Below are 23,319 nucleotides of genomic sequence, written 5' to 3'. Positions count from 1 at the left end.
ACCAAATGAGTACCATACATGTATCCGATCAAGCTGCTCGCTGGTACAAGGAAGAGCTGAATTTGAACGAGGGAGACAGCATTCGATTTTTTGCACGTTATAGCTCTGGCGGAGGTCTTCACCCTGGATTTTCGCTAGGTATTGCTGTAGAGAAACCGAGACATCCTGCGGATCAAACCGAAGTGTCGGGGATTCAATTCTTCATGGAAGATCACGATTATTGGTATCTGAAAGGGCACCAACTGCATGTGGACATCGTTGATGAAGGTCAGGATATCGAATATCGTTATACCGAAGTCTAATCCTTGAAGTATTCTGCTAAGCAATAGATGGATTACAGGTCGCCACCGGCTTCCGAGTAGGAGGAGGGGATAAGCAGTGAATCTGCCACCACGAGATTTGGCCCAGTATATCGCAAAACGCTCTCATATTGTTGTAAAAGCGGCGGTGCGGGCTGAGAACGAACAAGGTGAATTACTGCTGATTCAGCATGCTGAACATGGTCACTGGCGGTTGCCAGCAGGTGAGATGCGCCCGGGTGAGGCTATTGAAGATGCTGCACATCGGGAGTTATGGGAAGAGACAGGTTGGACTGCTGATACCATGACACTGGAAGGTCTCTATTCGGGGCCTGACCTTCGGTATCTGCATTCAAGCGGAGATGAAGAGTATTATGTCATTGCCATGTTTCGGACAGTGATCATTCAGGATGACCTTGTGGAGTCGCGTGTAAATAGTGATGCAGGTCTGAAGTTTTTTGCGCTGGAGTCGTTACCACTTCTTAATCAGATTAGCCGAATCCTGTTAGCGCGGGAGATTGCAGAATAAAATAAGTGTTGACCGCAAAAAAATGACCTTGGCATGCACGATAAAGTGGATGCCAAGGTCATTTTTTAAAAAATCCGATTCTGGTGCTCAGAGCATGAATTACACCTGATCCAGTGGTTCATCATCCATCGCAAAATCAAAATCATCAATATCGAATACCTGTACAGGTGATTCAGACTCAATTATGCGTGCAATCAGTTCAACCTGATCGGTGAGAATCGGGATACTCAGGCGCTGAGATGTCAGCAGCAGTTCGGTCTCAATGGGATCGAAATACTCCCCGTACTGTGCCGTATCTATTGCATTGATAATGGCAATGGATACTTGGTCACCAAATAAAATGGAGGGGCTTTTGGCCCATGGAACAAGTAACGCACGCTCTATTTTTTTCTTATTCAGCGGTTCCTCGAAATAAGAAATCATTTCATTGATTTTGGATTTCACATGCTGATCATCTGCCGGGTTATCCATCATGGGATCAGGACTGGTTTGGAATTCATATAGCTCAAGGATGGTGGTATAAGGAACAATATATTCAACAGGCGCGGGCGGCGCTAGCAATTGACCGTAAATCGCCACCATCACGGCTTCTGTAATAAACTGACGTGACATGGTTCCTTAATCCTCCTGCGCCATTAATAGTTGCAAAGTGAATCTATACGTTTATGCAACAGCATAACCATAATAGTACGTGTTCAAATAGGACGGTTTTCAGTACCGAGAAGATGGGATGAAGCTAGAAATGGAGTAGCGGAGCGTAGGGAAAACTACGTGAGCAACCGCAATGTTTCCAAAGGAAACATACTTCGTAAGCCTCCCGCTTATTTCGGCTGAATTCCATATTCGATGCTGATGATGCCTTTAGGCATCCTTCGTAATCAAAAGCGGACTTTTTGAACAACCTCTAATGTGGATTATTCTGCTGTAGACTCGTGTACATGATTTGCATGAATAGAAGTATATCACACAACGGTGGGAAATACAGCCAATCTGCATAGCATGTAAGGTCACAAGCTTCACAATTTGATTCAGGATTTGCCCAGCAGCAATGATAAAATTCCCGCCGCAATCAATGGACCCACAGGTACACCCTTGAATAGGGCAACCCCAAGTACCGTTCCGATTAACAGCCCTGCAACGACAGTTGGCTGTGTACCCATCAACGTAGCACCACGTCCTCCGAGATATGCCACCAGTAATCCTACGCCAATGGCGAGCAGCGATTTCCAGTGCAGGAAAGACTCACCGATCGTCTGCAGACTCATCTTTCCACTGGCAAGAGGTGCCATCACGCCAATGGTCAGAATGATAATGCCCAGTGTAAGTCCGTATTTTTCAAGCCATGGAAATACCTGATTCAGGTTCAGGACTCGTAGCAACAACAGAAATACCATCGCTACGGTCACAGGTGTGTTGCTGCTGATAATCCCGAGAGCCGCAAATACGAGCAACAGCAGGGAAGTCATATCCATTGTTTTCATTTCCCTTCAGTCTGTCCACGTTGTTTGCTAACGATATGTTCCGCAATGTAACGTCCATGCCAGCGCCCGGATTCAATAAAGACTTCATTGGCATTACGCCCCGAAGCGATGACTCCGCCCACATATACACCAGGTACGCTGCTTTCCATCGTTTGTGCATCATATAGAGGTTTATCCATATCATCAGACATCTCCACACCTACCGACGTGAGTAGTTGACGATCTGGACGGAAACCGGTCATTGCCAGTACGAAGTCATTATCCAGTTCCCGAGTGGAACCATCCGCGTGTATCAGGCGAATCGAATCATCCAGTATTTCATTCACGCGTGATTCCAGGTGGAGTGTGATATGACCTTTTGTCACCATGCTCTCGAATAGCGGACGTACCCATGGTTTAATATGCTGGGACAGACCACTGCCGCGATAAACCATATCAATATGTGCTCCGACCCGAACCAGTTCCATGGCCGCATCCACGGCTGAGTTGCTTCCGCCAATAATGGCGACACGTGTACGGGTATACGGGTGGGCTTCCCGGAAGTAGTGGGTTACCTTATCTTTATCTTCTCCAGGGATGCCGAGATAGTTAGGATGGTCAAAATAACCGGTAGCTACAACTACATTGCGTCCAACATGTACGATGGCTTCCCCGCGGCGATTGAGCGTATGTACCTCAAACGTACCATCATCCTTGCGTTTAATTTCACGGGCTTCCTCATAGTTATGAACACGCAGACCAAAATGTTCGGCTACCCTACGATAATAGGCAAGTGCTTCATAACGAAACGGTTTATCATTAGGTGTGCTGAACGGAACGTTTCCGATCTCAAGCAGCGGGGCTGTGCTGAAAAACTGCATATGGGTTGGATACAGATAAATAGATTGAACGATATTGTATTTCTCAACGATCACAGCGGACAGTCCCAGCCGCTCACATTCAATGGCAGCAGACAGACCGCATGGGCCTCCGCCGATAATAATGACATCTTCCATGTTCTTAATCCTCCTTATTTCAAGCAATATAATCCTACCGTAAATAACGAGCCAATGCCAGTTCGAGCGTGGAGTTTAATTAGACAAGCTTACTTGAAACCAAAGGAGTTGACGTGTAGAGAAGAAAAGACTAATATCAAATTAGATATATATCTAATTGAAAGCGAGATGAACGATGATGCAGCTGGAGAAAATTGTGGCTTATCATAAAGCGTTGGCTGACCCGACCCGGCTTCGCATGCTGCTGTTGTTGGCACAGGGTGAACTACACGGACAGGCACTTGCCGAGCGGCTGAATCTGTCACAGCCAACCGTGACACATCATGCATCCAAGCTGAGAGAGGCGGCGCTGATTAAGGAACGACGGGAGAAAAATACAGTGTATTTCACACTCAATCCTTCGTTTATCCGCGAGAATGCACAGGCTTCGGTTGATTTTATCTTTGATCGAGAGGAGGTTACGGATATGAGTGATGTGAACGAAACATTGAAAGCGTCGGTCATGAGAAATTTTTTCTCCAAAGATGGACGACTGCGTCAGATTCCGGCTCAATACAAGAAAAAACTGATTGTACTTGGTCATCTGGTCGAGCAGCTTGAATTTGGTCGGAAGTATACAGAAAAAGAAATCAATACATTTATACAGCAATACCATGAAGACTTTGCCACGATTCGTCGGGAATTTATCATGCATCAGTTCATGTATCGGGAAGAGGATATCTATGAATTGAATCCGAAGGAAATGTGGACACGCTGGGATCAGGTCAAATAGAGTAGCTGGTGGTAAAAAAAGTTTGGGCTTGACAACTGTAAAGCTCAGTGTGTAACATAATGGATAATTCTACAAGGGAGGCGATTGTTTATGACAAATTTAAATGCAGTATACGTTAATTTGAATATGAACAGCGTCTCCGGAACGGATCAAAGCATGTAATTTTGCGTTAGCTGGATAGCAGTATCCATTGTAACGTGAAGTATCGCATGCTCAGATGAAGCCACGGGTGACGCACCCGTGGCTTTTTTGTTTGCCGATAAAAGGGTGTTCCTGAATTGTTTATATCGGAGGATTAAGTGTTTTATCCGGTAGATCTACAAGAAGGGATGATCTTTGGTTCGGCTAACTACCTATTGCCACGGGTGTATTTCTACTCGTGGTTTTTTGTTTTGATCTGAACCGGAGATGATTGTTCACTCGGCTTGAATGAAGTAAACAACTTATTTTGGGAGGAATTTTTATTTTAGATAACCATATTGAGAAGTACGGCTGGTCTGCAAAGTGGCAGGAACTGTGGCAAGAGACAGGGATGGAAGAACAGGAGAAAAAGCCAGCCAGAATTATCGCAGACCATGGACATCTGCAACGTTTGATCACAGAAGAGGGCGAATGCTGGGGAAGAATTTCGGGCCGAATGCGTCATGATAGTCTGGAGACCAGCTTGGCACCAGCGGTTGGAGATTGGGTGGCCATTACAGGTCAGGCAGGTGAAGAAGCAATTATTCACAATCTGGTGCCCCGTCGGAGCAGGGTATCAAGACAGGCGGCAGGTCCAGTGACCAAGGAACAATTAATCGCCGCAAACGTAGATACACTGTTAATCGTGGCTGCACTTAATCATGATTTCAACCTTAGACGACTCGAAAGGTACGTGATGATGGCTTGGAATGGTGGCGTAAGGCCAGTCATTGTCTTGAGCAAAAGTGATCTGTGCAACAATGTGGAAGAACAGATCCGAAGTGTAGAAGGGATTGCTCCAGGCGTTGAAGTGCTTGCGATATCTGCAGTGGAGGGTCAAGGTAAATCCTTACTGGAACGATACTTGCAGTCAGGGCTGACTGTTGCGCTCACAGGATCTTCTGGCAGTGGCAAGTCTACGCTGGTGAACTGGATGATGGGTGAGGATGTGCAGCTTACGCAATCCGTCCGCGAGGGAGATAGTCGTGGGAGACATACGACAACACACCGGGAGATGTTTGTACTTCCACAGGGAGCCGTATTGATCGATACTCCAGGAATGCGCGAGCTTAATCTCTGGGATGAGGGCAATGATGGGCTGTCGCATGCATTTGGAGAAATTGAAGAACTTGCGGCCACGTGCAGATTTCTGGATTGCAGTCATACGCGGGAAGCAGGATGTGCAGTGAAAGAGGCCATACAGGATGGTTCATTGGATGAAAAAAGACTGAATAATTATCTGAAAATGCAGAAGGAATTGCAATATCAGCAGCGCAAGGAAGAAGTGGCATCCAGAAGGCGTACCGCTTCCAGCAAACCGGCCAATAGTCGCAAACCCAAGCACTCCCGTAGTGTGAAAGAGTGGGAGGAAGCCTGAAATCAGGCGGGCATCATCCGGTATCTTGCATAAGATAGGTCAGGAGGGATGTCATTATGCCAGATTACAGGATTATTGTAGATCTGTCTGACCACATGTTATATCTTCTGGATGGCAATCAGGTGATTAAGGGCTATCCCGTTGCCACCGGCAAGATGCTCACGCAGACTCCAAACGGGGAGTTCACTATTATTAACAAACAATCGAATCCAGGTGGGCCATTTGGCGTGCTCTGGATGGGGCTGTCTGCTCCCCATTATGGCATACACGGAACCAATGAGCCCTGGTCTATTGGCAAATCTGTCTCCCACGGTTGTATACGCATGTACAACTCGGATGTACTGGATCTGTCTTCCAAGGTATCTGTAGGCACTAGGGTAACGATCCGGCCGTAGGGCCGGATTTTACTTTTATAAGAGGTAGTTTAGTGGATGAATTTGGAATTATAGAAAGAAGAACATATAATATGGTAAAGCTACGGCAGTTTCGAGAGAAAGTGAGTGATAGCTATGCTGATCAGGCGGGCGCGTGAAGGGGATGCGCAGGGGATAGCCCATGTACATACGGAGAGTTGGAAAACAACGTATCGGGGAATTGTGCCTGACGATTTTTTGGATCATTTGACTATAGAATCAAGATTGCCCCAGTGGGAGAAGACCATTCGTTCTGGCGAAAAGGATCAGATCTTGGTGGTAGCTGAACAGGATGATGGGAACATTGTCGGATTTGCTTGTGGGGGTAAGGAGCGTGAAGGAAAATTACCTTATGATGGAGAGTTGTATGCTATATATTTGCTGAAGGAAGTACAACAAAAGGGGATAGGTCAGCAACTGGCGACACATGTCGTTCATCATCTGCAGACCCACAATATGAAACGTTTGATCATATGGGCTTTGGAGCGTAATTCAGCTTGCCGCTTCTATGAAAAGATGGGAGGCACTCCAGTCCAGACACAGTCCCTCCGCATTGGTGGTCAAGATCTGATCGAAGTTGGCTACGGATGGGAAGACTTGAGCCTCTTTGGAGAGAAGAGCCTGCCCGACTGTTGAAAGACGTCCAGATGCTGAGAGAATAGTGTGGGTTGTATTGTTTCCTTAAGTTTAAAGAATGGAAGAGTTAATTCAGATCTTCACGTTTGCGTAATTCTGAACAAGGTTAATGATGTATTACACCGTGATGCAGGTGTGACATTTAATCTTGATCAGGAGGCGTATTCACATGACTTTAATGGACACTGAACATACAACATGGACGAAACAATATATTAATGGCAGCTGGGTAGATGGCTCCGGTGAGAAAACAATGGAGAATATCAATCCTTATTCGGGAGAAGTAATTGCCACATGGCGCTCTTCCAATAAGAAAGACATAGATAAGGCTTATGAGTCAGCTCAGAAAAATTCGATTGAATGGGCGAAGTCATTGCCTGCTGCGAAAGAAGAGGTATTGCGTAAAGTTTCATCCCTGATGGTAGAGCGAAAAGAGGAGATCATTCAACTGTTGATCACGGAATCCGGGAGTACCCGGATCAAATCGGAGGCGGAGTTTGCAGCGGCTAAACGCATTGTGGATGAAGCAGCATCTTTTCCTTATCGAATGAAGGGTGAGATTATTCCGTCCAATACCCCTGGCAAAGAGAACCGTGTGGTTCGTGAGCCGAAGGGAGTGATTGGTGTTATCGGGCCATGGAACTTCCCTTTGCATCTATGCCTGCGATCTGTAGCTCCAGCGATTGCTCTTGGTAATGGTGTGGTGATTAAACCAGCATCAGACACTCCGATTACGGCAGGTTGGCTCATTGCCGATTTGTTTGAACAAGCCGGTCTGCCTGAGGGCGTGCTGAATGTCGTTGCGGGAAGTGGCAGCGAGATCGGGGATTACTTTGTCGCTCATCCGGTTCCCAAAGTAATTTCATTCACGGGTTCCACCGAAGTTGGACAAGGGATCGGTAAACTGGCGGGTGAACATTTAAAAGAAACGGCACTGGAACTGGGTGGCAACAACGCCATGGTTGTGCTGGAAGATGCGGACATTGAACGTGCTGCTGAAGCGGCGGTCTTTGGCAAGTTTCTGCATCAGGGACAGATCTGCATGGCGCTGAATCGTATCATTGTGCATGCCGATATTTACGACCAATTCGTCGAATCATTTGTGGCCAAGACGAAGAATGTTCAGGCAGGTGATCCGGCGGATGTTAACACACTCGTGGGTCCTCTCATTCGGGAAAAAGAGGTAGAACGATTGCTGGAGCTTGTGAACAAAACCAAGGCCGAAGGTGCACGGTTATTGCTCGGAGGGACCAGTAAAGGCAGTGTGCTGTCTCCTACTGTACTTGCCGATGTTAAACCTGAACAGGATATCGTGCAGCAGGAATTGTTTGGCCCAGTGGCAGTGATCATGAAGGCTCATGATGAGCAGGAAGCTGTACGGCTGGCGAATGATACTCCTTATGGACTTAGTGGTTCCGTATTCACCAAAGATCTGAATCGAGGATATCAGGTTGCCCAGCGCATTGAATCGGGTATGGTGCATGTAAATGATCAGTCTGTGAACGATGAAGCGCATGTGATGTTTGGCGGTGAAAAAGCTTCAGGGATTGGACGTTTCGGTGGGGATTGGGCGATTGAGAAGTTTACACGTACTCGTTGGATCAGCATTCAGCACCAATATCGGGAATATCCGGGAGTGAAATAAGTCGAAAAAGAGTAAATTAGCAGGGGCATTTATGAATGATTAGAGTGGGTTATAAAAAGATCGACAAATCATGCGAAAGTCCGTCTCCAGCTTGGTGGGACGGGCTTTTTGCACAATATTACACCTCGGCAAAGTACGGCTTAATATAAGAGTGGAAAAGCTGTTTGGGGGTGACGCTATCTGGTTATTTATGGATACACGGAAGAATCGATCCGTAAATCCAATGGCAAAGGGGCTTAAATTCATGTCCATTGACCGCTTTATTCTGAGGAAATTGAATACCTGTCAGGAAGAACATACACGTGCCAATTTGGTTCGGCTGTTTGTCATTCGTATTCGTAAAGCCGAGATTGCGGAAGAACATGATGCCGCCTATGTCCTGAGCAAACTGCACTGAGCGATGGCTGATAATAATTGCGAACCGCTGTTAACGTGTATACAACTCAAAAAAGGAAGCTTGTCTATAACGACAGCTTCCTTTTTCATGTCTTGTAATGAATGTGTCTTGGTTGACTCCTTTTAATATAACGATAAAGCAAGGGAGTCGTTTTCACTTCGACTGTGGAGAATAGCTTCTCCATTAACAATCTCAATACTAATTAAAGAATGCAGACATTTTTGAATGGCGCGTTTACCGTTGCTAATTTTATGCTCAAGAGCACTGCTAAGCAATCTTAATGTCTTCTGCATAGGTTGTTTGTTTTCTTGATTAAAATATACAGGGATTGATTTGTTTTGAAAGGTTATTAGGGTTCTCACTTGAAATCACCTCACGGTTGTTATTTCATACAGCTAATATTAAATTCCAATGCTTAAAATTACCTTAAAATCAGCTTATGAAAACATAAAGGTGGGTAATGTTTGAAAAGTGTTCACAATTCAATTGTGAGCGAAGGAATAAAAGTCCTGAAAAACGTAACTTAATTACCATTTAAATGGAACGAAAAACGATAATTTTCGTATCCTCGCAATATTAAATTGCATAACTGCCACAAAAGTTCTGAGTCGAATGTACGATATTTTAATATATACGTGGGTCATATGTAACAAAATTACAAGTGGTACATTGCAAACAGGGTGTTTATGTAAGAAAATAGGGTTGATATAACGATTCATTCTCTTTTTTTTGATTTAATCTGACATTAGGACAATTTACATATGAGACCATGGGAGGGATTCGGATGATTCTAACCGTGTATTCCGGCCGCGAGGAAGGAGAATGGTTCGACATCGATGTTCCGGACGAATGTACCATTGAACATTTGAAGACATTACTCGGCGTTCGCATTTTTGGACAGGCACCGGGAGACGGCATTCAGTACATCCTTGAAGCCAAGTTTCCGGAAGGTCTGTGGTTCTCTCCGCAGAACGCACAGCAGTTAATGGAAACGGGGCTGCGACAAGGCAGTTGCGTACGTGTCCAGCGGGCTTTTTCAACGACTTCGGAAGAAGCGCCTGTATATGGAAGACGTTCATTGTTTCAGCAGGACAGCAACGAATAGGGCTTTTGAACGTATACATTCATTATTGAACGAACTAAAGGAGGTCTTCTCTTCGTGAATGTGTTATATCAGCGTTCTCCAAGAATGACACCGGTTCTCAAGGAAGAGAGACTCGAAATACTCAGGCCTCCAACAGAACCGAGCAAACCCACGTTTTCCATGATATCCATTATTGTGCCGATCATGATGACCATGGTCAGCATTGGTTTCTACGTATATATCAATATGACCGGCAAAATGAATAACAGCAATTATATGATGTTTCAGATGATGACGGTCATGATGATGCTTACTTCTTACACCATTCCATTCTTCGTGTATCTGAGCAACAAGAAATCATATCGCAAAAAATTGGAAGAACGAAAAATAATGTATCTTGCCCAACTGGACAAACACCGGGAAGAACTGAAAGAAGCTCAGGCGGAGCAAGTGAAGAGCCTGTACGAAATTCATGGTGATCCGGGTGTGTGTCTTCAAGTGGTGAAGAACCGGAACAGTTCCTTGTGGGAGCGTTCACCAGAGGATGATGATTTCCTTCAGGTGCGCATTGGTACGGGAGAGATTCCATTCCGAATCAAACTTCAGGTTCCGCGGATTGATGGTTATGAGAAGGATGAGCTGATTGAAGCGGCCCATGAACTTGCGGCTGAATTCCAGACGGTACCGGATGCTTCCATTACATTGCCTTTGTTCCAATCGAAGGTTATGGGACTTGTCGGTGATCGGGAGGAAGTACTTGCTTCCCTGCGAGTCATCATCTCACAACTGACGGTACGCCATTCCCCGGATGAACTGAAGCTTGCTGCTTTCTATGAAGAAAAGGACAGCAAAGAATGGGACTGGCTTCGCTGGATGCCCCATATCTGGGATGAAGACCAAGGACAACGCTATATGGCCGACAGGCACAGCGGTGCGCATCAATTGGCGGACAGCTTGTTTTCCGTGTTGAATCGGCGTCGTAACAATAAGGAAGACCGCTACAAGAAAAGCGTTCAAACGCCGTGCTACGTTGTAATTCTCTCCGATACGCAATTAATTGAAGAAGAACCGTTGCTTCCGCTGCTGCTGGAGTCGGCTCACGAGATTGATGTATGCACCATCATACTGGCTAATCGCAAGGAGTCTCTACCGATGCATTGTCAGTTGATCATGGATGCCTCCAAAGGCAAAGGGGTGTATATCAAAAAAACGGAAGATGCGGATGTTATTCAACAAACGTACAAGCCTGATGTGATCTCGAAGGAGATGGCAGAGGCGCTTTCCCGTTATATGTCACCGATCCGGTTGAAGCGGTCATCTGCTTCAGATATCCCGCAAGTGCTTCCGTTATTCGATATGCTGAGTACATCACGCGTGGAAGATCTGGATGTGGTGTCCAGGTGGGGACAGACGAGATATCCTGATACGCTGCCTGTACCAATGGGTGTACGCGCTGGTGGCAAAAAAATTGCGATAAACCTGCATGACAAAATTGAACGTCAGGGTCATGGTCCCCATGGTCTGATTGCAGGTACAACTGGTTCAGGTAAAAGTGAAGTTATCCAGTCCATCGTAGCTTCACTCGCTGCAGAATTCCATCCACATGATCTGGCCTTCATGCTGATTGACTATAAAGGTGGCGGGATGTCCAATACATTTGTTGATCTGCCTCATGTGGTAGGGACAATCACCAATCTGGATGGGAATTTGATCGAGCGGGCGAATATTTCACTTCGTGCCGAACTGGTCAGAAGGCAAAAAATATTAAATGATGCGGGAAACCTCCAGCATATTGATGAATATTACAAGATTCTGCGTTCCAGACATGAACAGCCACTTCCACATCTGGTTATTATCATTGACGAGTTTGCTCAATTGAAGCGGGACCAGCCGGAGTTCATGGATGAATTGATCAGTATCGCGGCCATTGGCCGGACACTTGGGGTTCATCTAATTCTGGCAACCCAAAAGCCAGCCGGTGTTGTGGACGATAAAATATGGAGTAATTCGCGCTTCCGGATCTGCCTTCGCGTACAGAGTGAGGGAGATAGCAGGGATATGATCAAGATTCCAAATGCTGCCTGGATTACAAAGCCTGGTCGTGGATATTTCCAGGTTGGTAGTGATGAAGTGTTTGAAGAAATGCAATTCGCTTGGAGTGGTGCACCGTATAACCAGCAGGAGGATTCAACAACGGTATTGCCTGTTATGGAAGTGCGCCTGAACGGTAAGCGGGAGCCTCTGTTAACTGGAGAGCGCAGAGCCGTTCTCAAAGGTGAAGATGTTCCGAAACAGCTTCAGGTATTTATTGATTATGTTGCGCAGTCTGCAGCGGATGCGGGTATCCGTCGTTTGCCAGGACCATGGTTGCCACCTTTACCAGAGACACTGGAATGGGAAGGTCTTCAGGAATGGCAGGAAGAAGAGAATCGGGATCTGCTGCTTGATGGCGGAGCGAGTGGTCTGAAACCACTGGTTGGTTTGCTGGATGATCTCCCTAATCAGCGCCAACAACCGCTCGCATTGCCTGTGGATCAAGGCCATCTGGTCGTGTACGGTATGCCAGGACTGGGCAAAACAACATTTGTTCAGACCTTGCTTATGTCTTTGGCCCGTTCCCATAGAACTGAACCTTGGCATGGTTACATTATCGATATGGGCCGTATGATGAAAGACTTTGCAGCATTACCTCAGATCGGTGGTGTGATGATGGCTGAAGAGGAAGACCGGATCAAGCGGTTATTCCGTTATATTCTCAAGCTGTCAGCACAACGTAAAGATATCATCTCGGAGGCGGGCGTTAAAACGATTTCGGCCTACCGCCGGACAGCTCACGCGGCTGTCCCGCAGGTTGTGGTCGTTATTGATGGTTATCTTTCATTCCGCAATGCCTATCCGGAAGAAAATGAACTTCTGGAGACGATCCTGCGTGAAGGCGGAAGTCTGGGTATTACCTTTGTGCTCACCGCCAATCGGGTAACAGATGTATTTGAAAAATTCAGAAGCAATATTCCCAATGCGGTTTCATTTGAGTTATCCGATCCAAGCGATTATTATTATGCCGTGGGAAGACCTTCCAAGGCGCCAAGCCAACTTCCGCCAGGAAGAGGTCTGGTCAAAGGGCAAGTGCCTCCGTTAATGTTCCAGGCGGCATTACCTTCTTCAGGGGCAGATGAGGGCAAGCGTTCATCGGCACTGCGCCGTACGATTGCTGAGATTCGCCAAGGCTGGACAGGAGAAGAAGCGCCGCGGATTGCTCCACTTCCGGAAGAAATCAAACTCAAGGATCTGCTCATTCGGACAGGATCATATGGTCAGGCTTGGGATACATCGTCTGTAACTGTCCCTGTGGGACTGCTTACGGATGATCTGGAACCATTCGAGCTTAATCTGCGTGAAGGTCCGCATTTCATGGTAACGAGTCCGATGGAAGGCGGCAAAACGACATTTTTATTGACATGGATGTTATCACTGGCTTATCATGCTTCTCCGGAAGATGTGCAAATATACACAGTAGATATGCGTTATGGCTCAGGTGGGCTGGGGGAAATCAGCAGTTTGCCCCATGTCCGTGGACATGTATCGCGAGAAGAACAGCTTGCACCTGTCATTCAACAGTTGTACGATGAAGTTCTGAAAAGAGGCGAGATTTCCGGTGGACCGGAACTTGTGCTCGTCATCGACGATGCGGACACCTTGTCCAAGCAGCTAAACGATTTTAATGTAAAAGATCATTTGGGAGCGATTGTTCGTCAAGGAAGGGATCGCGGTGTACATGTGATTCTTTCCGGGGTTCCGGCAGACTTCCCAACCTTTGGTTCTGACTGGGTAACGGATGTGAAGGCTTCCCAGAGCGGAATGCTGTTCGGGACTTTAGACCCTAACGATCTCTCGTTCTTCCGTATACCTTATTCCGAATCTGGAGGTAGTTCAGGTGGGCTGAAGGTACTGCCTCCGGGTCAAGGTTATTATGTAAAACGTAAATATTCCAGGGTTAAAGGTGCAGTTCCATGTGATGACAGCTGGAAAATGACCGATTGGATTTCTGAAATTCGTGACCGATGGCATGTTGTAGTTTGAGGGGAGGTGGCTCATAATGTTGACGGTTCATGATTCTAAGCAAAAGGTAGTCACGTTGCAAACAAAGGAACTTTTTTTCCTGGCTGGTATTCTCGGTTCAGACCGACTGCTTGGTGTGGAAGATCCGTTTCGCGGCTATATGGCGGAGGATATCGCGATGGAGTGGGAGCGTGTCAAAACCTCCCTGCTTGACAAAGGATATCTGATTCGGGATCAGGATACCGATGAGCTGATCATGACACCGACCGTTTTCTCCAGGGTAGCCATTGCCGGATTGTCCGACAGAGCTTGTTGGATTCGCTACACGATCAACGGCAAGTCGTATGAGAGTTATATACATTGCACGGATGAGCGGGTCGTTGAAGTTTCCCGTGTTGACGACGTACCGGACTCGTTCCGGCTCAGCGATCTGGGAAGTGTTCGTGAAGCCATTGATGTTCTGATAGAGCGGATGAAATGGAGCGGCCATTCTCCTGCGGAGAAACCGGCCCTAATGTGCTCCAAGAAAAAATTTTATGATGTCATGAATGAGCTCGAAAACAGCGGAGTACAGACCGTAGCAGCGGAACTCGAACAGGAGACAAGTGATCCTGAGGGCTCACTTGCACTGGCACGCTGTCTGGTGGGTAAGGAGTCAGACGGGGAGCTCAGGTTGCTTGTATGGAATGAAGACGGTTGGAAGTCGCAGTCGGCAGCATTTGCTGCAAGTGCGGTATCCAACTGGTTGTTCCGGATGAGCACTGCGGCTTCAGATGATTGGCTTGTTGCAGCACTAACGACTAGAGAACAGTTTCACGAGATGCTGCTGGACTGGCTTAAACAGCCTGCAGGGGAAGAGGAAAGGTGATGGTAAATGCGCATTCGTGTGGAACCGGATGTGCTTCGGGCACTGAGCAAGCAGATTCAGTATGCAGCGGAGCAAATACAGCAAAAGATGACAGTGTTGGATCAGGCGATTCATTCGCTGGAGTGGGAGGTTGAATCCCGCGCAGCGGTGATGAATGAATGGAATCACAGTAAACGACTGGGCGAGGATGCGCTACGTCGATTAACGGACTTAAGCGTACAGCTGGGACGCAAAGCGTTGTTATTCCAGCAGGCAGACATGGAGTATCGTTCCGTGCTGAGTCATGTGAACACAGCCTATGGTAATGCGGTCAATATGCTGAATGTTCTTCAGAACAATCGTACAGGAGAAATCATGCCTGCACATTCTGCAACTGTAGCTGTAGTATCCGATCCCCTTTCCGCAATGGCGGCCGTATATCGTGTACAGGATGCCGCTCCGCCTGATGGCTCCCCGGCTACACTGGTGCAGGCTATGCAGCCTGAGCCTGTAGCATGGAGATTCACAGATCCTTCCTTTCGGGGAAGAAGAGGGACCGAGCCTGTTGTTTCCTGAACAGGGTGAATAAAAGTAACAGCAGAAAGTGAATATTTTTTTGTAAATAGGCTGTTAGGAGAAGTTTCAAGTGCTGAAAATGGGGTAAATAGGATTAGGTCCTTCGGCTTTTGTCCGATCGATCCTGGTATAGTACAATTTGAACAAGTAAAAATTTAATTGCACAAACCAAGGAGGAATTTACAAATGGCAGGACGTATTTTAGTTACCCCAGAGCAGCTTGATCAGGTTTCCAACCAATTTAAACAAAGCGGTGAGCAAAGTCAGCAAATCGTATCTACATTGACTCAATCCATCACAAGCATGGAAGGACAATGGGAAGGTATGACAAAGCAACGCTTCTTCCAAGAGTTCCAAGAAGCTAGCAAACAAATGCAATCATTCGTTCAAACGCTGAACAGCATCAGCGCTGAACTTACAGCTATTGCTAACAAATTCCGTACAGCTGACCAAGCTCGTTAATCTGCTTTACATAGATCAGGCCGATGTGAAGTCTGAATTCGTCCTGAATTATAGGTGGATAGCAAGCTGAAGATGTACAACTACAGCAAAAACCGGGCGTTGTCACAACACCCGGTTTTTGTTGCAACTATGACACTAGGACAGAGAGAGGGATAAGCATGTCTTTTCAACCAAATCCCGGGGATGAAGTGGTGATTAACGACATTGCCTATACGATTGGGCAACATCCGGCTGCGCCGGGTCTGGCTTATGCCCAAGCCGGAAGGCAGGGGATTGTTTATCAGTTGTTACCCCGAAATGGTTCCATTCATGGGGCCAAAGCACTAAAAGTATTTTTTCCTAAGTTCCGTATTCCGGCTATGGTATATCAGTCTGAGCATATGGAGTCTTATAGTGAACTGCCAGGTTTGCAGGTATGCAAGCGTGATGTGCTCACTCCGGAAAGAAACGGAGCGCTCATTGGAAAACATCCCGATCTGTTATATGCGGTGTTGATGCCATGGGTGCAAGGTCAGACCTGGTTCGATGTGATCAGTGATCAGAGACAGTTGACGGCTGAGGAGAGCCTGAAGCTGGCTAGAGCGCTTGCTGGAACAGGTTCGGCTATGGAACAACGTGGACTGGCTCATTGCGATATGTCCGCTCCCAATGTAATGATTCCGTTTTTTTCCGAAGTGGAGAACCTGGGGAAGATGTCTGCGGTAGAACTGGTGGATGTCGAGCAGATGTACGGTTCCAAGATGGATCGTCCGGATGCCCTGCTTGCCGGGTCACCCGGTTATGCAGCCCATCGAACAGTGCACAGCGGTTTGTGGAGTTCATATGCTGACCGATTTGCCGGAGCTGTTATCATTGCTGAAATGTTAAGCTGGTCCGACCCTGTGATTGTAGAGAAAGCGTGGGGCGAAAGTTATTTTGATCAGCATGAAATGCAAACGGTGAGTGAACGGTATTTTGCGATGCGGGAGTCCCTTGAGAAGCGTTGGGGTTCCAAACTGTCCGATCTGTTTATTCGAGCTTGGGAAAGTCACGATCTGAGCAGCTGTCCGACGTTTGGTGAGTGGTATGTTGCATTGGCTGCGGTAGACGTGGATCAGGCCAATGCGGCGGCTGCTGTGACAGCGGAAGAAGAAGCTGCCAATTCGTCCGAAGCTGATGTGAATCTGAAAAAGAGCTCAGAACCAGTAAGTGAACCGGTGAATACGCAAGACGGGAACCGTCCTCAAACGCCGCACTCTCCCGATCAGGAAGCGGTTGTGAACCGTCTGTTCCTTCAAGCAAGAGCCCTGGAGGATGAAGATAAACCGGCTGCAGCACTGGAAGTGTACCGCTCGCTTTATCATTTTATTCCTCATAACAGCGCGATGCAGATGGAAGTCGAGGCTGCAATCAAGGAACTGGATGCCAAGCTTAATCCAAAAGAAGACACAGACAAGCCCGTACCTGTGCCATTCTACAGATCCAAAAAGTTCATGATTTCCTCCGCTGTGCTTATTGTATTGCTGGCAGGTGGCGTGCCAACGGTCAAAATACTCGCCGATCAGGCAGAGGTGAAACAGAAAGAACAGCAGGAAGCCACACGACTGGCAGATATCAAAGCTGCGGAAGAGGCTGAAGCAGCAAAGGCAGCTGCGCTCAAACAGCAGGAAGAACAAGAGAAGCAAAAGGCCGCAGATGCTGCAAAACTGGACGCAGAGGAAAAGAAAAAGCTCGCTGAAGCCAAGCAGAAGGCAGCTGAAGCAAAGAAAAAAGAAGAAGAACGTAAGGCGTTACAGGCCAAGTACGACAAACAGGCGAAATATGAGGCCTTTCTGGTGAAGCAGGAACAGCAGAAGAAAGAAGCCGCCAAGAGAGCGCAGCAGGAAAAGTACGATAAACAGGCAAAATATGAAGCTTATCTGGTCTGGAAAAAAGAGAATGATGCCAAACTTGCAAAACAGGAAGCGGAGCGTAAAGCGGCAGCTGAAGTTAAACGTCAACAGGAGATTGCTCAGAAAGCAGCTCTGAAGAAAAAACGTGCCCAGAATGTGGTCACGCTGATTGCTCATTACAATAAAACGTATAACGCGCAAAAAGGCAGAAAAATTGAAAATGCGGAATCATATGCCCGTGATTTCAAAAATCTTTACAATACCGATGCTTCCTATTTCAAAGGTGTCGGAAAAGTGGCCGCTCGAATGAGTGCCATTAACAAATTTCTGAGCAATAATAGCTACACGTTGCCCAACTTATAAATTAATGTGAATGATGGAGGTGACTCACCCTAGATGAACTACACGATTCAAGCATCACAGCGTACACCTGCACTTATTATCTATTTAATTGATATTAGCGCCTCCATGAACATGGTTCTGGAAAATCGTCGACGGATTGACGTCGTCTATGATGCCTTATCTCTCGCGATCCGCCAAATGGTATTTCGCTCTACCAAGGGAAATCGTCTGACACCTCGCTATCGTATAGCCATATTGGCTTACAGCGATGATGTATATGACTTGTTGAACGGAATCAAAGGGATTGACGAGATCGCTGCAGTTGGTTCTTTGCCTGACCTGACACCGAGACGGTTTTCAGATTCTGCGAAGGCTTTCCTGCAGGCGGAAAAGATTCTACAGGCTGAAATTCCGAATATGCAGGATTGTCCTGCGCCACTTGTATGCCATATGACCGACGGGGTAGCTACAGGTGAAGATCCCGAACCGATTGCCAAAAGAATCATGGGTATGAGTGTACCTGACGGCAATGTACTGGTGGAGAATATTTTTATATCGGATCATCTGCTGGAAGGACCAATTGCTGAACCTAGAAGATGGAAGGGAATCTCTTCGGAAACGAATCTACAGGATGAGCATGGAGAGAAGCTGCGGAATATGTCATCCGTCCTGCCCGAAAGTTATCGGGAAATGCTTGTTGAAGCTGATTATTTGCTTGCACCCGGTGCACTCATGATGCTGCCAGGTACATGTGCAGAATTGGTATCAATCGGGTTCCAGATGTCCGCTGCTACGCCTGTGAGATAGGAGGGGAATCATGAGATCGATGCGTTTGGCAACATTGTCTGCTGGAGATAAGGGGGGCCATGCCGAGCAACGGCATGGCAACTTTCGCTATGTGAGTGTACAGACCGGGGAACAGCCGCTAACTCGCTATCAGGGTACATTTAAGTGCAGATATGGTTATGGCAGAGCGGCTGAGACGGTACATCAGGGAGATACCGGACAGGACTTTGCTGCGGTACGTATGAAAGGGAATATCTGCAATTTTGTTTTGTGTGATGGCGTAGGCATGAGTTACCTGGGCGATTTTGCAGCGCGTTTTCTAGGGAATGCTTTGCTGGATTGGTTGGAAACGACGCAACACACAACGGTAGAGGGTGTTGAGCGTCTTCTCCATGATCTTACCCTTCCCGCATCGGAGCAATTGGAGAAATTACAGCCACTGGAAAGTTCCCCTTTGTTGCTGCGTGAAGTGTTGATGGAAAAGCGAAGTCGGGGCAGTCAGGCCATGTATGTCTGTGGGCGGATTGAGCTCACGGGAGGCGGCTGCAAAAGTCGGGTATGGCTTGCGTGGCAAGGAGATTCCCGTATTCGCCTGTGGCGTAATGGTCAGGAACAGTCTGAATTATTTCAGACTCACTGCAAGACAAATGAGCGTTGGTCTACCCTTGAAGGACCTGTTGGTGGTAAGCCGCACATCTGCGAGATGAAAGGGTCCGCAGGAGATTCACTGCGTCTTCAGTTATATACGGATGGACTGAACGACCTGGATGCCATTCAAGCCTATGTCCCGGATGAACACATTCAGGTACTGCTGGATGCGACACATACCGGCGGTCTTGAAGATGATGCCGCTTTCATTGAGCTGGAATGGTGAGTGCCGGATATCAAGATGTGGATCGATCCTGATGAAGCTGTGACAGCGGCGAAGATCAACTGTGAAAAAACTTGCTGGTGTTGATTTAAAAGACACTCTTTTTGGGTAATCTTGTGAAGAATTGGCTTTCACGATGAGTATGAACGTACATTCTTACATAATTGCTAAAATGAAGGAGTGGAATGGATAATGACACAACATAACGGCAAGTCACGGTTCCAAGGCAAGGTTGCGATTATTACCGGAGCAGGCTCCGGAATTGGGAAGGCCACTGCGGTCAAGCTGGCTAAAGAGGGTGCACATGTTGCATTGTTTGATCTGGTGAATGATCGGATCTCGGAAACGGAAGCAGAGATTAATGCACTGTACCCCGGTGCGGCAAGAGCATTTGATGTAGACATTTCCGATCCGGCACGTGTGGAAAAGGCGGTACTGGAAACTGTTGAGTTATTCGGCGGTTTGGATATTGTTTTTGCCAATGCGGGCATTAACGGTGTATCGGCACCGATTGAGGAAATTCAGGTTGAAGATTGGCAACAGATTATTACAACCAACCTGAATGGTACGTTTTTCACGATTAAATATGCATTGCCTCACGTGAAAAAACGGGGTGGCGGCAGTATTATCATCACGAGTTCGATTAATGGCAATCAACGCTTCTCAAGCTTTGGCATGTCGGCATACAGCACGTCCAAGGCAGGACAGGTTGCTTTTGCCAAGATGGCTGCGCTTGAGCTGGCGAAGTTCAAGATACGTGTGAACGTGATCTGTCCAGGAGCGATTGCAACAAATATCGATCAAAGTACGGTCAAAACGGATGATCTACAGCAGATCATTATTCCGATGGAGTTCCCGGAAGGACAGCAGCCACTTGCGGACGGGCCGGGTCAGCCGGAACATGTTGCCGATCTGGTAAGTTTCCTCGCATCGTCCGAATCCAGACATATTACCGGAGCAGAGATCGTTATTGATGGTGCCGAATCATTGCTCAGCTAAGTGAGTATTCTGGATAAATTTCATTTTTACTTAGGTGTGTCTTAGGGTGTGTCTGCGATAGTCGTTCCTCTGGAACGGCTTTTTTTGTTATAATGCTAACATTCGAATAGAGATACTGAAGAGCAGTAGGGTACATTCATTAGGAGCGATTATATGCATATAGAGTTACCGATACAAGAGGTTATTCCTGAGTTAAGACAGTTATTTCGGGATCAAGATACAGGTGTGTTAATTGCAGAGCCAGGAGCGGGAAAAACGACTGTTGTACCGCTGGCTTTGCTGGAGGAGCCGTGGATTGCTGGACGGAAAATCATTATGCTGGAACCCCGAAGGCTGGCTGCGCGTTCGGCTGCATCGCGACTGGCGGCTACGCTTGGAGAAAAAGCGGGTCAGACCGTAGGATATCGTGTACGCATGGATACCCGGGTGAGTCAGGCGACGCGAATTGAAGTTGTGACGGAAGGGGTATTGACCCGGATGTTGCAACAGGACCAGGGTCTTGAGGATACGGCGATGATTATATTTGATGAATTCCATGAGCGGCATCTACACGGGGATTTGGGCCTGGCTTTGGCCTTGGAATCGCGAGCGATGTTACGTCCAGATCTGAAATTGCTGGTGATGTCGGCGACCCTTGATCCTGTTCCGGTCTGTGCATTGCTAGGTGAAGGCACACAATCAATTCACTGTCCGGGCCGCACGTTTCCGGTGGAAACACGATATGTGCCAAGACCGGCAGCCATGCCACTGGAACAATTCACGGCTCAGACGGTGACCAGGGCATTAGCTGAACAGGAGGGAGACGTGCTTGTTTTCCTTCCTGGCGCAAGAGAGATACACCGTACAGAGCGAGAGTTATTAAACGGTTCTCTTCCTGGACATGTGAAAGTTCATTCCCTGTATGGCAGTATGCCGGTGGAACAACAGGATGAGGCCATACGCCCGGCGGCTGAGGGCTCGCGCAAAGTTGTGTTGTCCACCTCCATTGCGGAATCCAGCCTTACACTAACTGGAGTCAAGATTGTGGTGGATGCGGGGCTGAGTCGTGCATCGGCATTTTCGCCGCGCACGGGCATGAGCCGACTTGTCACCCTGCCGGTGTCCAAGGCGTCAGCCGATCAACGGCGGGGGCGTGCAGGGCGAATTGCCCCAGGGGTATGTTACCGGCTATGGAGCGAAGAGGTTCACGGGGGACTGCCTGAGGCAGCTCGCCCGGAGATCACCTCCGCGGATCTTGCGCCGCTGGCGCTGGAGCTTGCCGTCTGGGGTGTCCAGTCCCCAGCAGAGCTGCAATGGCTGGACACCCCGCCTGACGCCGCCTACGGCCAGGCACAGGCGCTGCTGCGCCAGCTAGGCGGCCTGGACGACGCAGGCCGCATCACGCCCTTCGGGCGGCGGATGAACACGCTTGGCGTGCATCCGCGACTGGCCAGCATGTTGCTCCGCGCGGCGGAGCTTGGGCTGGCCAGCTACGCCAGCATGCTGGCGGCACTGCTGCAGGAGCCTGCCGGCCTCCGCAGCAGTGGTAGTGCAGGCGCGGGCACGGACCTCCGCCCGCGCGTAGAGGCGCTGCTGACCGCGGACAGCAGCGCCATGCCGCAAGCGGCAGCGGCTGTCGCAGACGGCGCGGCCGTGCGGCGCATGCTCCAGGAGAGCCGCCAGCTGCGCTCGGCGCTCGGCCCGGCGGCCGATCCGGTGCGGCCGGATGAGGACAGCTGCGGATTGCTGCTGTCCTTCGCCTATCCGGACCGGATCGGGCAACGCCGGGAGGACGGCCGCTATCTGCTGAGCAGCGGCCGCGGCGTACGGCTCGCAGCGACAGAATCGCTGAGCCGTTCAGCGTATCTGGTCGCAGCCGAGGCAGACGACCAGGGCGCAGATGCGCGCATCCTGCTGGCTGCGCCGTTGCAGGAGCAGACATTGTTGCAGGCAGGTCAGCACTTGCTGCACAATGAAGTGCAAGTGGCCTGGGATTCCAATACCCGCAGTGTGCGGGCACATAAGAGACTTCGTATTGGAGCCCTTGTGATTAAAGAGAGCAGTATTGCACAGCCACCTGAAGATCAGGTGCTGGAAGCACTGTTAAACGGGATACGGATGGAAGGGCTGGATTGTCTGCCCTGGACAAAAACGTCCAAACAACTTGCGGACAGGCTACGTTTCCTGCATCTCCATCTACCTGAGTGGCCTGACCTGATCGAAGATGATCTGACCGAAGAGCTGGCAGAACATCTTACCCCTTATCTGACAGGCATGCGATCGGCAGCCGACCTGAAGAGATTGTCGATGCAGGATGTATTACTGGGTGGATTGAGCTGGGCGCAACGACAACAACTGGACGATGAAGCTCCGACGCATATACAGGTGCCCAGTGGCTCACGTATTCCTGTGGACTACAGTCGTCCAGAGGACCCGGCGCTTGCAGTAAGATTACAGGAGATGTTTGGACAACAGGAGACACCGCGTATAGCGGGTGGGCGAGTCCCGTTGACCATCCACCTATTATCACCCGCTCAGCGACCTGTACAGGTCACACGAGACTTGGCGAATTTCTGGCGAGAGACGTACTTTGACGTCAAAAAAGATCTGAAAGGTCGTTATCCGAAGCATTACTGGCCGGATAATCCACTTGAAGCGGTCGCCACAAATCGGGCTAAACCACGGGGGAAATAGATGAATTATTTCGTTTTTTAAGAC

Annotated in this window: 22 protein-coding genes; 18 read left to right on the top strand and 4 right to left on the bottom strand. The window is 48.3% G+C overall.

Annotated features, from left to right (window positions below; genetic code table 11):
- Positions 1 to 5: 5 nt before the first annotated feature.
- Complete coding sequence (locus MKY28_RS14285; protein ID WP_036609218.1) at positions 6 to 302, top strand: HesB/YadR/YfhF family protein; 297 nt, start codon at positions 6 to 8, stop codon at positions 300 to 302.
- Positions 303 to 378: 76 nt separating this feature from the next.
- Positions 379 to 828, top strand: coding sequence for an NUDIX domain-containing protein (locus tag MKY28_RS14280; RefSeq protein ID WP_047842531.1), 450 nt, complete (start codon positions 379 to 381; stop codon positions 826 to 828).
- Positions 829 to 927: 99 nt separating this feature from the next.
- On the opposite strand, the gene MKY28_RS14275 is transcribed toward MKY28_RS14280, so the two are convergent.
- The 3 genes from MKY28_RS14275 to MKY28_RS14265 all read right to left on the bottom strand — a co-directional run bounded on the left by MKY28_RS14275 (position 928) and on the right by MKY28_RS14265 (position 3,304).
- Entirely contained in the window at positions 928 to 1,440 is a 513-nt protein-coding gene (locus MKY28_RS14275) for a hypothetical protein (RefSeq protein WP_036609214.1), read from the bottom strand.
- A gap of 416 nt (positions 1,441 to 1,856) precedes the next feature.
- Positions 1,857 to 2,300 (bottom strand): DUF441 domain-containing protein, encoded by a 444-nt coding sequence (locus MKY28_RS14270; RefSeq protein WP_047842532.1) that lies wholly within the window; start codon positions 2,298 to 2,300, stop codon positions 1,857 to 1,859.
- A 5-nt stretch (positions 2,301 to 2,305) separates the two neighbouring features.
- Positions 2,306 to 3,304, bottom strand: a complete 999-nt coding sequence (locus MKY28_RS14265; RefSeq protein WP_036609210.1) for a YpdA family putative bacillithiol disulfide reductase — start codon at positions 3,302 to 3,304, stop codon at positions 2,306 to 2,308.
- A gap of 178 nt (positions 3,305 to 3,482) precedes the next feature.
- Between MKY28_RS14265 and MKY28_RS14260 the strand changes: the two genes are divergently transcribed.
- The 6 genes from MKY28_RS14260 to MKY28_RS14235 all read left to right on the top strand — a co-directional run bounded on the left by MKY28_RS14260 (position 3,483) and on the right by MKY28_RS14235 (position 8,725).
- Positions 3,483 to 4,076: a DUF2087 domain-containing protein gene (locus MKY28_RS14260; RefSeq protein ID WP_047844253.1), complete on the top strand. Its 594-nt coding sequence runs from the start codon at positions 3,483 to 3,485 to the stop codon at positions 4,074 to 4,076.
- A 448-nt stretch (positions 4,077 to 4,524) separates the two neighbouring features.
- Positions 4,525 to 5,634 carry a ribosome small subunit-dependent GTPase A gene (gene rsgA, locus MKY28_RS14255; protein WP_053061521.1) on the top strand — a complete coding sequence of 370 codons (1,110 nt, stop codon included), beginning with the start codon at positions 4,525 to 4,527 and terminating at the stop codon, positions 5,632 to 5,634.
- A 56-nt stretch (positions 5,635 to 5,690) separates the two neighbouring features.
- Positions 5,691 to 6,029, top strand: coding sequence for a L,D-transpeptidase (locus tag MKY28_RS14250; protein WP_076318547.1), 339 nt, complete (start codon positions 5,691 to 5,693; stop codon positions 6,027 to 6,029).
- Positions 6,030 to 6,143: 114 nt separating this feature from the next.
- Positions 6,144 to 6,683: a GNAT family N-acetyltransferase gene (locus tag MKY28_RS14245; RefSeq protein ID WP_047842534.1), complete on the top strand. Its 540-nt coding sequence runs from the start codon at positions 6,144 to 6,146 to the stop codon at positions 6,681 to 6,683.
- 169 nt (positions 6,684 to 6,852) lie between these two features.
- Positions 6,853 to 8,328 carry an aldehyde dehydrogenase family protein gene (locus MKY28_RS14240; RefSeq protein WP_047842535.1) on the top strand — a complete coding sequence of 492 codons (1,476 nt, stop codon included), beginning with the start codon at positions 6,853 to 6,855 and terminating at the stop codon, positions 8,326 to 8,328.
- Between the two features lie 70 nt (positions 8,329 to 8,398).
- Positions 8,399 to 8,725, top strand: a complete 327-nt coding sequence (locus tag MKY28_RS14235; RefSeq protein ID WP_340938078.1) for a hypothetical protein — start codon at positions 8,399 to 8,401, stop codon at positions 8,723 to 8,725.
- Between the two features lie 122 nt (positions 8,726 to 8,847).
- On the opposite strand, the gene MKY28_RS14230 is transcribed toward MKY28_RS14235, so the two are convergent.
- Positions 8,848 to 9,087: a hypothetical protein gene (locus MKY28_RS14230; protein ID WP_074094612.1), complete on the bottom strand. Its 240-nt coding sequence runs from the start codon at positions 9,085 to 9,087 to the stop codon at positions 8,848 to 8,850.
- A gap of 422 nt (positions 9,088 to 9,509) precedes the next feature.
- Here MKY28_RS14230 and MKY28_RS14225 point away from each other — a divergent pair, with 422 nt between their 5' ends.
- From MKY28_RS14225 to hrpB, 10 genes are all read left to right on the top strand, one after another.
- Positions 9,510 to 9,830 (top strand): hypothetical protein, encoded by a 321-nt coding sequence (locus MKY28_RS14225; protein WP_074094613.1) that lies wholly within the window; start codon positions 9,510 to 9,512, stop codon positions 9,828 to 9,830.
- 54 nt (positions 9,831 to 9,884) lie between these two features.
- Entirely contained in the window at positions 9,885 to 13,889 is a 4,005-nt protein-coding gene (gene essC, locus MKY28_RS14220; RefSeq protein WP_340936254.1) for a type VII secretion protein EssC, read from the top strand.
- Positions 13,890 to 13,905: 16 nt separating this feature from the next.
- On the top strand, positions 13,906 to 14,736 hold the full coding sequence (locus MKY28_RS14215; protein WP_047842537.1) for a hypothetical protein: 831 nt from the start codon (positions 13,906 to 13,908) through the stop codon (positions 14,734 to 14,736).
- A 6-nt stretch (positions 14,737 to 14,742) separates the two neighbouring features.
- Positions 14,743 to 15,291, top strand: a complete 549-nt coding sequence (locus MKY28_RS14210; RefSeq protein WP_340936253.1) for a WXG100 family type VII secretion target — start codon at positions 14,743 to 14,745, stop codon at positions 15,289 to 15,291.
- Positions 15,292 to 15,477: 186 nt separating this feature from the next.
- Positions 15,478 to 15,753, top strand: coding sequence for a WXG100 family type VII secretion target (locus MKY28_RS14205; RefSeq protein WP_017689071.1), 276 nt, complete (start codon positions 15,478 to 15,480; stop codon positions 15,751 to 15,753).
- Positions 15,754 to 15,911: 158 nt separating this feature from the next.
- Positions 15,912 to 17,987: a membrane protein gene (locus MKY28_RS14200; RefSeq protein ID WP_047842538.1), complete on the top strand. Its 2,076-nt coding sequence runs from the start codon at positions 15,912 to 15,914 to the stop codon at positions 17,985 to 17,987.
- Positions 17,988 to 18,020: 33 nt separating this feature from the next.
- The gene (locus MKY28_RS14195; protein WP_017689069.1) at positions 18,021 to 18,773 is read left to right on the top strand and encodes a vWA domain-containing protein; all 753 of its coding nucleotides are present in this window, start codon (positions 18,021 to 18,023) and stop codon (positions 18,771 to 18,773) included.
- A 10-nt stretch (positions 18,774 to 18,783) separates the two neighbouring features.
- Positions 18,784 to 19,626: a protein phosphatase 2C domain-containing protein gene (locus MKY28_RS14190; protein ID WP_053061522.1), complete on the top strand. Its 843-nt coding sequence runs from the start codon at positions 18,784 to 18,786 to the stop codon at positions 19,624 to 19,626.
- A 189-nt stretch (positions 19,627 to 19,815) separates the two neighbouring features.
- Positions 19,816 to 20,622, top strand: coding sequence for an SDR family oxidoreductase (locus MKY28_RS14185; protein ID WP_047842539.1), 807 nt, complete (start codon positions 19,816 to 19,818; stop codon positions 20,620 to 20,622).
- A 153-nt stretch (positions 20,623 to 20,775) separates the two neighbouring features.
- Positions 20,776 to 23,295: an ATP-dependent helicase HrpB gene (gene hrpB, locus MKY28_RS14180; protein ID WP_047842540.1), complete on the top strand. Its 2,520-nt coding sequence runs from the start codon at positions 20,776 to 20,778 to the stop codon at positions 23,293 to 23,295.
- The last annotated feature ends 24 nt before the right edge of the window (positions 23,296 to 23,319 follow it).

The sequence above is a fragment of the Paenibacillus sp. FSL R5-0473 genome (assembly GCF_038004565.1).
Taxonomy (GTDB): Bacteria; Bacillota; Bacilli; order Paenibacillales; family Paenibacillaceae; genus Paenibacillus; species Paenibacillus amylolyticus.
The sequence above is the reverse complement of the archived record's forward strand: the minus strand, read 5'-3'. Positions and strand labels throughout refer to the sequence as shown.

What these genes read in the sequence shown, in the direction of transcription:
- MKY28_RS14205 (WP_017689071.1), top strand. Translation starts at nt 15,478, where the DNA reads ATGGCAGGACGTATTTTAGTTACCCCAGAGCAGCTTGATCAGGTTTCC.
- MKY28_RS14285 (WP_036609218.1), top strand. Translation starts at nt 6, where the DNA reads ATGAGTACCATACATGTATCCGATCAAGCTGCTCGCTGGTACAAGGAA.
- MKY28_RS14200 (WP_047842538.1), top strand. Translation starts at nt 15,912, where the DNA reads ATGTCTTTTCAACCAAATCCCGGGGATGAAGTGGTGATTAACGACATT.
- MKY28_RS14265 (WP_036609210.1), bottom strand. Translation starts at nt 3,304, where the DNA reads ATGGAAGATGTCATTATTATCGGCGGAGGCCCATGCGGTCTGTCTGCT.
- MKY28_RS14215 (WP_047842537.1), top strand. Translation starts at nt 13,906, where the DNA reads ATGTTGACGGTTCATGATTCTAAGCAAAAGGTAGTCACGTTGCAAACA.
- MKY28_RS14195 (WP_017689069.1), top strand. Translation starts at nt 18,021, where the DNA reads ATGAACTACACGATTCAAGCATCACAGCGTACACCTGCACTTATTATC.
- MKY28_RS14250 (WP_076318547.1), top strand. Translation starts at nt 5,691, where the DNA reads ATGCCAGATTACAGGATTATTGTAGATCTGTCTGACCACATGTTATAT.
- MKY28_RS14260 (WP_047844253.1), top strand. Translation starts at nt 3,483, where the DNA reads ATGCAGCTGGAGAAAATTGTGGCTTATCATAAAGCGTTGGCTGACCCG.
- MKY28_RS14245 (WP_047842534.1), top strand. Translation starts at nt 6,144, where the DNA reads ATGCTGATCAGGCGGGCGCGTGAAGGGGATGCGCAGGGGATAGCCCAT.
- MKY28_RS14270 (WP_047842532.1), bottom strand. Translation starts at nt 2,300, where the DNA reads ATGGATATGACTTCCCTGCTGTTGCTCGTATTTGCGGCTCTCGGGATT.
- MKY28_RS14225 (WP_074094613.1), top strand. Translation starts at nt 9,510, where the DNA reads ATGATTCTAACCGTGTATTCCGGCCGCGAGGAAGGAGAATGGTTCGAC.
- MKY28_RS14240 (WP_047842535.1), top strand. Translation starts at nt 6,853, where the DNA reads ATGACTTTAATGGACACTGAACATACAACATGGACGAAACAATATATT.
- MKY28_RS14185 (WP_047842539.1), top strand. Translation starts at nt 19,816, where the DNA reads ATGACACAACATAACGGCAAGTCACGGTTCCAAGGCAAGGTTGCGATT.
- MKY28_RS14275 (WP_036609214.1), bottom strand. Translation starts at nt 1,440, where the DNA reads ATGTCACGTCAGTTTATTACAGAAGCCGTGATGGTGGCGATTTACGGT.
- MKY28_RS14210 (WP_340936253.1), top strand. Translation starts at nt 14,743, where the DNA reads ATGCGCATTCGTGTGGAACCGGATGTGCTTCGGGCACTGAGCAAGCAG.
- MKY28_RS14190 (WP_053061522.1), top strand. Translation starts at nt 18,784, where the DNA reads ATGAGATCGATGCGTTTGGCAACATTGTCTGCTGGAGATAAGGGGGGC.
- hrpB (WP_047842540.1), top strand. Translation starts at nt 20,776, where the DNA reads ATGCATATAGAGTTACCGATACAAGAGGTTATTCCTGAGTTAAGACAG.
- MKY28_RS14235 (WP_340938078.1), top strand. Translation starts at nt 8,399, where the DNA reads ATGCGAAAGTCCGTCTCCAGCTTGGTGGGACGGGCTTTTTGCACAATA.